The sequence below is a fragment of the Acidimicrobiales bacterium genome (assembly GCA_022452035.1).
Lineage (GTDB): Bacteria > Actinomycetota > Acidimicrobiia > Acidimicrobiales > MedAcidi-G1 > UBA9410.
This window is the reverse complement of sequence record JAKURV010000051.1, coordinates 1-4,430: the sequence shown is the minus strand read 5'-3', so window position 1 is coordinate 4,430 and position 4,430 is coordinate 1. Positions and strand designations below refer to the sequence as shown.

At 70.9% G+C, this 4,430-nt stretch carries 5 protein-coding genes; 2 read left to right on the top strand and 3 right to left on the bottom strand.

Annotated elements, in window-relative coordinates; genetic code table 11:
* Both MK181_10755 and MK181_10750 read right to left on the bottom strand, forming a co-directional pair.
* The coding region (locus MK181_10755) for a hypothetical protein (GenBank protein MCH2420279.1) at window positions 1-187 on the bottom strand (187 nt) is incomplete at its 3' end.
* Between the two features lie 50 nt (window positions 188-237).
* A complete protein-coding gene (locus MK181_10750; GenBank protein MCH2420278.1) occupies window positions 238-1,842 on the bottom strand; it encodes an LCP family protein in 1,605 nt (534 codons plus the stop codon).
* Window positions 1,843-1,898: 56 nt separating this feature from the next.
* Here MK181_10750 and MK181_10745 point away from each other — a divergent pair, with 56 nt between their 5' ends.
* The gene (locus tag MK181_10745) at window positions 1,899-2,747 is read left to right on the top strand and encodes an aminotransferase class IV (protein MCH2420277.1); all 849 of its coding nucleotides are present in this window, start codon (window positions 1,899-1,901) and stop codon (window positions 2,745-2,747) included.
* Between the two features lie 48 nt (window positions 2,748-2,795).
* Here MK181_10745 and MK181_10740 read toward each other — a convergent pair whose 3' ends face one another.
* On the bottom strand, window positions 2,796-3,593 hold the full coding sequence (locus MK181_10740) for a biotin--[acetyl-CoA-carboxylase] ligase (GenBank protein MCH2420276.1): 798 nt from the start codon (window positions 3,591-3,593) through the stop codon (window positions 2,796-2,798).
* Window positions 3,594-3,611: 18 nt separating this feature from the next.
* Here MK181_10740 and MK181_10735 point away from each other — a divergent pair.
* A partial coding sequence (locus MK181_10735) for a carbamoyl phosphate synthase (protein ID MCH2420275.1) occupies window positions 3,612-4,430 on the top strand: 819 nt, incomplete at its 3' end.

The following is a 4,430-nucleotide window of genomic DNA, read 5'->3' as shown; positions in this document are numbered from 1 at the left end:
CCAGTGGGACGCCCGGGTCCAGGTGGTGCGGCGGGCCGGAGGCGTGTCGGGCGGTAATCCCGGTGACGTCTACGTCGAGCCGGGCGTGGAGGGCCTGAGCTAGGCCCACGGCAGCCACCGCCGTGCCGCCAGGCACCCGGTGCCAGCACTGCTCCAGGAGGTGGGCCACCCGGATGGGCCCGCTCACCGGCCGCTCCCGGGAGGTCGCCTCGACAACGGTGGTCGGTGGCTCATGGGTCAGGGGCAGCGGCTGCCATCGGGGCGCCGTCCGTCGAACGACGCCGCCCGGATCTTCAGGGTGCGCCGGGTGCTGCGGGCCGGTAACACGGTGGCCACCTGGTCGCCGTCGGGTGCCGGGTCGAACACCGGGAGGGCGTTTCCGTTTGCCACGTCGCCCTGGGCGGCGAGGGCGGCCCGGGCCGCGGCGTCCACCTCCTCGATGTCTCGGGGGGCTAGCAGGAACGTCCCAAAATCCTGGCCGAGCACCAGCTCCACCCGGTCGGCGAGGGCGTCGTCGAACTCGAACCGGGGCAGGGGGTCAACCAGTTGGCCAACCAGGACGGCGGCGTCGAAGCGGTCCCGGGCTGCCCGGACGGTGGTGGCCGGCACTGGGTCGCCGATCAGCGGGCGTACCGGGAATCCTTTGTAGGACATCTGCTGGAAGGCCGGCACCGTCTCGTCGACGGGGCCTCGCCGGTCGACGACGTCGACCGGTACGTCGTCAGGCCGCAGGGAGATCCCGCGGAATACGTCGAAAACCTTGCGGGCGTCGGCGTGGAGGCGCAGCACCGACGACGTGCCGACCACGTCGTCGTAGACGGGCAGGCTGTGGCGTTCCATGCCGGTGGGGTCGAAGTCGGCGAAGGCGTTACCCAGTTCCATGAGGTTCCGCAACGTGAGGCGGTCGTCGAGAATCACCGCCTCGGCAACGGCCTCGATGAGGTCGTCGCGTACGAGCACCGACCGGGCCCCCTTGTCGATGACCCGTTCCATGGCCAGTACCAGAAAGTCCTGCTGGCGACGGTTGCGCTCTAGGTCGTTCCAGACGCCGACCCGCTGCCAGCGGCCGTCGATGAACAGTTCGGGCTTACGGCTACGAACGAACGATAGGGCGGCCCGGCCGTCGAAGCGGGTGCATCCGCTCTCCGATACGTACAGGCCGGAGGCCACGTCGCGGGCCGGGTACGGGAACCACAGCGAGACCCCGCCGATCTCGTCGACCACGTTCTCGAAGCCCAGGAAGTCGACGACCACGAAATTGTGGATGGGCACTCCGAACTCGCTGGTGACCGTCTCGACCAGCGTCGGAGCCCCCATCTCCATGCCGCCGACCAGCAGGGCTGAGGCCAGTTTTTCTTTGCGTACCGGCACGCCGTTGCGGTGGACCGTGACGTACAGGTCGCGAGGTAGCGACACCACGGAGGCCCGGGCCAGGCCCGGGTCGAGGCGCAGCAGCATGATGGCGTCGGCCAGGGCCACGCCGGGGGTCCGGTCTCGCCAGCCGGCCGGGTCGTCGTCGTCCAGGCCGATGGCGCTGTCGGTGCCGATCAACAGGAAGTTGCGGGGCGGCTGCGGTCGGTCGGCCTGGTCTTTGTCGTCACCGGACGACGACCCTCTGGTGGACTCGTCGTCGTCATTAGCGGTGTCAGAGGGTTCAGGCTCGTAGACGTCGGCCAGCACACCGGCCGGGACTTCGATGCGGACGATGCTGGACACCGCCTGCTCGAACGAGGAGAGGCGGGCCGAGGCCACGAACATCCCGGACGCCAGGAGGACGCTGGACAGGATTACCAGCCGCTGGGGCCACGTTCGCCGTAGCCCCTCCGCGGGTCGCTCCGTCACGCGGGCGATGGTACCAGCGCGCCTTTGAGGGCTTGGGCGCGGCCTAGCCTGCGCCGATGGTCCCCAAGGAGCCCCGCGACCCCGTCGGCGCCAACTGGGCCGACGGTCGGATTCTCAGCCCGGGAGAGGCCGCTGTGCGGGCCGACGACCACGCGGTGGTCGTCGGGGATGGTGTGTTCGAGACGACCGGGGTGTTGGACGGGGTGCCGTTCGCTCTGACCCGCCATCTGGCCCGGCTGGCTCGCTCGGCGGCCGGTCTGGGGATCCAGGCCCCGGACGACGCCCAAATCCGGGAGGCTGTCGCTGAGGTGTTGGCCGCCGACCGGCGGGCCGGGCTGCTGCGCATCACGTGGTCCAGCGGGCCGGGGCCGCTGGGATCTGGGAGGGGCGACGGGCCGGGCACCCTGGTGTTGTCCACCGGTCCGGGCAACGTGTGGCCCGCTACCGAGCGGGTTCACCTGGGACCGTGGGTCCGTAACGAGTACGGGGCGCTGACCGGCCTGAAGACCACGTCGTACGCCGAGAACGCCAAGGCCCTGGCCGTCGCCCACCGTCTTGGCTGCACCGAGGCGCTGTTTCGCAACACGGCCGGCCACCTGTGCGAGGGCACGGGCACCAACGTGTTCCTGGTGGTGGACGATGTGCTGGTTACGCCGCCTCTGTCGTCGGGCTGTCTGGCCGGCGTGACGCGGGGCCTGCTCCTGGAACTGGTCGACGTGGTGGAACGCGACGTGGCCCTCGACGAGATCGAGGTGGCTAGCGAGGCCTTTCTGAGCTCGGCCACCCGGGACGTCAGCTCGATCGCCGCGGTCGATGACCACGACCTGCCGACGGCCCCCGGCCCGGTGACGACGGCCGTGGCGGCCGCCTTCGCCGACCTGGTGGCCCGAACGCCCGACCCGTAGTCGACTACCCACCGGCCGAGTGGGAACGGAGCCGCGGCGGCCAACTGGTCAGGCGGGGCGAAGGTGGACGACGTCGCCGGCCCGGACGGTCACCGAGCCGTCCCCGGCGTCGACGAGCAGCGATCCGTCGAGGTCAAGGCCGACGGCCGTGCCGATCAACGGGCTGTCGGATGTCTCGACCCGTACCTCGGATCCCACGGTGGCTGACCGGTCCCGGTGGGCGGCCTGTAGCCGTTCCGGCCCGTCGGTGGCCTCCAGGTCGCCCAGGCGAGCCTCGAACTCGGCTAGCACGGCAGCCATCAGGTCGCCGTGGGTGGCCGACGTCCCGGCGGCGGTCAGCGACGTGGCACCGGGCGGGGCGTCGCCGTCGGGGAGGGGCCAGCCCACGTTGAGGCCTAGGCCGACTACCACGGCGGGAGGTGGCCCGGCGACCAGTTCGGCGAGGATCCCGGCGACCTTGCCGGGGGCCGGGCCGTCGACCAAGACCACGTCGTTGGGCCACTTGATAGCGGCATTGACACCGAGGCTGACCAGGGTGTCGACGGTGGCGACGGCCAGGGCCGTGGTGACCAGCGGGTGCCGGTCGGCCGTCCAGCGGGGTCGGACCAGGACCGACACCAGGAGGTTGGTGCCCGGCGGGGCGTCCCATCGGCGATCCAGGCGGCCCCGGCCGGCCGTCTGGTGGTCGGTGATCCGCACCAGGCCGTCGGGGGCGTCGGCGACCCGGGCGGCCAGGTCGGCGTTGGTGGAGCCCGTCTCGGGAACGTGTTCGACGGGTCCGAACCGGGTCCCGGTGGGCGCCTCCAGCCCTCTCCCGTCGGGCGAGAGATGCGAAACGGGCGCCATTCGGATAACCATAGGGTTGTGTTCTCCAAGGTTCTGGTCGCAAACCGGGGCGAGATCGCCGTCCGGGTCATCCGCGCCTGTCGGGAGCAGGGGGTGGCCACGGTCGCCGTCTACTCCGACTTGGACCGCGACGCCCTGCACGTCCGACTGGCCGACGAGGCCTACGCCCTTGGGGGCCAGACTGCCGCTGAGAGCTACCTAGACACTGAGGCCATCTTGGATGTCGTCGAGCGCAGCGGGGCCGATGCCGTGCATCCCGGCTACGGGTTCTTCTCCGAGAACGCCGACTTCGCCCGAGCGGTCACCGAGAGGGGTGTGACGTTCATCGGGCCGCCGCCCGAGGCCATCGAGGTGATGGGCGACAAGATCAGTGCCCGCCTGGCCGCCGAACGGGTCGGGGTGCTGGGTGTGCCGGGTACCGCCGACTTCATCACCGACCCCGACCAGGTGCGGGCCTTCGGCACTGAGCACGGCTACCCGATCGCCATTAAGGCGGCCTACGGCGGCGGCGGACGGGGCATGAAGGTGGTGACCGACGAGTCGGCCATAGCCGACGCCATCGAGTCAGCCCAGCGCGAGGCGATGGCCTACTTCGGCCGCGACGAGATCTACATGGAGTGTTACCTGACGGCACCCCGCCACATCGAGATCCAGGTGCTGGCCGACGCCCACGGCAACGCCGTGTACCTGGGTGAGCGGGACTGCTCGGTGCAGCGCCGTCACCAGAAGTTGATCGAGGAGGCGCCGGCCCCCGACCTGCCTGACGAGGTGCGTACGGCCATGGGCGAGGCGGCAGTGGGGGTGGCCCTGGGGTGCGGTTACACGAACGCCGGCACG